The sequence below is a fragment of the Halorubrum trueperi genome (assembly GCF_042662525.1).
GTDB lineage: Archaea > Halobacteriota > Halobacteria > Halobacteriales > Haloferacaceae > Halorubrum > Halorubrum trueperi.
Genome location: NZ_JBHSXI010000014.1, coordinates 1 through 2,976 on the forward strand (window position 1 = coordinate 1; position 2,976 = coordinate 2,976).

Genomic DNA, 2,976 nt, shown 5'->3' on the forward strand with positions numbered 1-2,976 from the left:
GCTTGCGGTCACGTTCGACCACGCCGAGTTCCTCGGCGTGCTCTTCGAGGAACTCAGAGGGAAACAGTGTAGTGAGCCGACGCATGATCCGAGATGAGGAGTCCTTGTCGTGCACAGACTGGACTTCCTCATTCCTTCCGAAAGATGCCTCGATAAGCCGCCGCTATTACGCGGTTTCTCGCTTAACTCGGCTTTGAACGTTGAGTGTCTAACACTTTATCGAGCGAAAATGGCGGCTGAGACGGTGTTGCCTTGTTTTGCCGCTGGCTGACTGGAGTCTCAGACGCTCTCACAGGAAGATTCCGTCAAGCTAACCGGGAATTGGACGCCGTCTGGCGATATGGGATCGCTCAGACGGCTAGCGGTGATGTGTCGAAGTCTTGCCAAACAACACGTAGACGACCCTGACGTACCCGCCGCGCCGGACGGCGCGGACGGGTACGCCAAGTGGACACAGATCGCGTTGATTTTGTTCCGCGTTGAGTTGGAGAAGAGTCTTCGTGAAACTGAAGATTACCTCAACGAGATGCCCGGCATTCTCGCCGTATTTGATCTTGACGAGGCACCACACTACAGTTCGTTTTGCCGGTGGGAAGACGAGTATCGGATGCGTGAACTCCGCCGCCTGCTCCGCCGAAGCGCGGAGCAGGCGGGCTGGAGTGGTGAAGCCGCAATCGATGTAAGTGGCTTCCAGCGTGATCAGACCAGCTATCACTACCGTGACCGTGCGAATTACTCGTTCCAGTCGATGAAGACAACGATCTTGATCGACGTGAACTCCCTAGCAATCAAAGACGTTCATTTCACGACACAGAAGGCGTGGGATGGCCACATCGGGATGCAGGTCTTCCGCCGGAACGCGGAAGACCTGCGTGTATTGTCTGCTGACGCGAACTACTCGTGGGGCGAACTCCGTGAGGAGTGTCGCTCCAACTCAACGCGACCACTGATCAAGCATAGAGAGCAAACACCGTTGCAGAAGGCTCACAACGCCCGAATGAACGAGGATTACAACCAACGCTGGATGAGTGAGACGGGGTTCTCGCAGTTGAAGGAAGACGACGGCGAGAAGCTCCGCTCCCGGAGCTGGCACGGCCAGTTCCGGGAGCTGACTCGGAAGTGCATAAACTCGACACCCACAAATCGTACATGACGACCTACCGCATGTACAAGGACAGCGAGCGGGAACTGCGCTTCCCGCTCGCGGTCGCGGTCTCCTATCACGCAGGTGATCGAGACAAGAGTGGTGAGGTTGTTCGTGGCTACGTTGCCTGCGGCGTTACTGATCGATCAGCGAAGCAGGTCGAACGCCTCTACAGGAAGCGCTCAGGCATCGAAACGAGTTACCGGTTGCTGCGACAAGCACGCGGGATCACGACGACACGTGATCCCGTCGTGCGGTTTGCGATCATGTTGGTTGCAGCACTCTTGGAGAACCTGTGGCTCGTACTGAGATGGGCGGTCGTCGCCCGCCCGCGGCGGGGCGGGCGCGACCTGCCCGAGGAGTTCACGTTCAAGACGTTCTGTGACTGGATTCGCCACGAGCTCGAAGAGGAGTTACGCCGACAGTGGAAGATCGAAGCGAACGGGGTTGGCGTGCCGGCGTCACAGGCAACGGCCGCGGGCTGACCGGGGTCAGCCCACGGCCTGTCCGTTGGGTGGTGAGCGGCAGCTTTCGGCAGCTACCGTCGAAATTTGGTTGATCAGGTCTGTTCGGAGCGTTATCTTGGAACTGCCTCGATCTACTCCATGGTAGCAACCGAGACTGACCGTCTAATCATACAGAAAGTGACTGTTTAGTGGCGTTCAGACAGCATTCTCTCGACTCGTTTGGGAAGTAACGAGTTTGTCTTTCATCCGCTTGCCCTTTTTGGGCACATGGATGACCGTTGCGGCGATATCACGAGCACGGCGGATAACGCGCTCGTTGTAGAAGCCGCTGTCAGCAAGCAGAAGGTCGATCTCGAAGGGGTAGTTCTCGACGCGGGCGAGCACGCGCTCGACCGCGTCGGCCTCGTCTTCGTCGTTGCGGACGTACGTCATCGCCAACGTCACCGGCTTCTCGTTGGAGACGACGTAGGCCGTGCAATAGCGGTGGCAAGTGGTCGTCCCGTCTTTAGGAGCCATCGAGCAGAGTTCTCCCTCATCGATGTAGTGCTCGCCATGATAGGGGTTGTCGATGAAGTCGATGGAGACGATTCTCGACCGGTCAGGGTCGAGAATCGTCATGGCAAGGCGTCCAAGCAGAAGGTTCGCGACGAACTCAAGCCAGTCACGGTCAAGGGTGTGAAGCCACGTGAAAGTCGTGTCGTCACTGGGTGTTCCGTCGGTGTCTTTGCACGTTTCCCAGATCGAGGTCTGGTTGACACAGGCGAGGATGACGACTAGCCAGATGTCGCCGGGGTCGAGGGGACTCCCCTCGACACCCGGCAAGGGGAGTGGAGCAATGACTTCTTCCGCTACGTCTTTGACATCCGAGGCCGAAAGGTACCTGTCTGGGTTTGGGAGGTTGAACACATCCGAACTCAGACACTTTCTCGTGGTCAATCCAGCGATTCAATTCAGCTGATTACGTCAGTTGGGAAGTACCGATAGTTCGTGCGTCTCAGAACTGGTTTCGTGGGTTTCAGGGCCAGCGGGTCGGAGACCCGCGGCCCTGTCCTCACTGCGGCGAAACCACGGTTTGGAAGAACGGCTACCGGACAGATCGAATCTTCGCCATCCTCATCACCGAGGATGGCTTCGAGGAGATCACTGTCGAATACCGTCGGTTCTGGTGTAAAACCTGCCAACAGACCTTCTCTGCTGATCTCTCCAGACTGTTCTACGATGAGTGTATGTACGGGAAGCCGATTGTCAACCTCTGTTTGCAGTTGGCCTCGAAGATGTCGCCGACCGAGGTCGAACGACATCTTCAGCAAGTCGGCATTCAGGTTGACAAAGATACTGTCCGGCGATATGTGGAGCTGTTCGGCG

The 2,976-nt window shown here is 57.1% G+C and carries 2 protein-coding genes and 2 pseudogenes; 2 read left to right on the forward strand and 2 right to left on the reverse strand.

Annotation, left to right across the window (positions count from 1 at the left end):
- Positions 1-340 precede the first annotated feature (340 nt).
- Together ACFQEY_RS13175 and ACFQEY_RS13180 are read left to right on the forward strand one after the other, a co-directional pair.
- The gene (locus ACFQEY_RS13175; protein WP_379769319.1) at positions 341-1,153 is read left to right on the forward strand and encodes an IS5 family transposase; all 813 of its coding nucleotides are present in this window, start codon (positions 341-343) and stop codon (positions 1,151-1,153) included.
- Positions 1,126-1,629: pseudogene (locus ACFQEY_RS13180) on the forward strand (ISH3 family transposase); the annotation flags it as partial. The gene ACFQEY_RS13175 and the pseudogene ACFQEY_RS13180, both read left to right, overlap by 28 nt.
- A 207-nt stretch (positions 1,630-1,836) precedes the next feature.
- On the opposite strand, the pseudogene ACFQEY_RS13185 reads toward ACFQEY_RS13180, so the two are convergent.
- Both ACFQEY_RS13185 and ACFQEY_RS13190 read right to left on the reverse strand, forming a co-directional pair.
- Positions 1,837-2,517: pseudogene (locus tag ACFQEY_RS13185) on the reverse strand (ISH3 family transposase); the annotation flags it as partial.
- Between the two features lie 44 nt (positions 2,518-2,561).
- Positions 2,562-2,976 (reverse strand): hypothetical protein (locus tag ACFQEY_RS13190; RefSeq protein ID WP_379769321.1); only part of this gene is annotated, 415 nt, incomplete at its 5' end.

Coding starts and splice junctions, on each gene's coding strand:
- ACFQEY_RS13175 (WP_379769319.1), top strand. CDS start 341: ATGGGATCGCTCAGACGGCTAGCGGTGATGTGTCGAAGTCTTGCCAAA.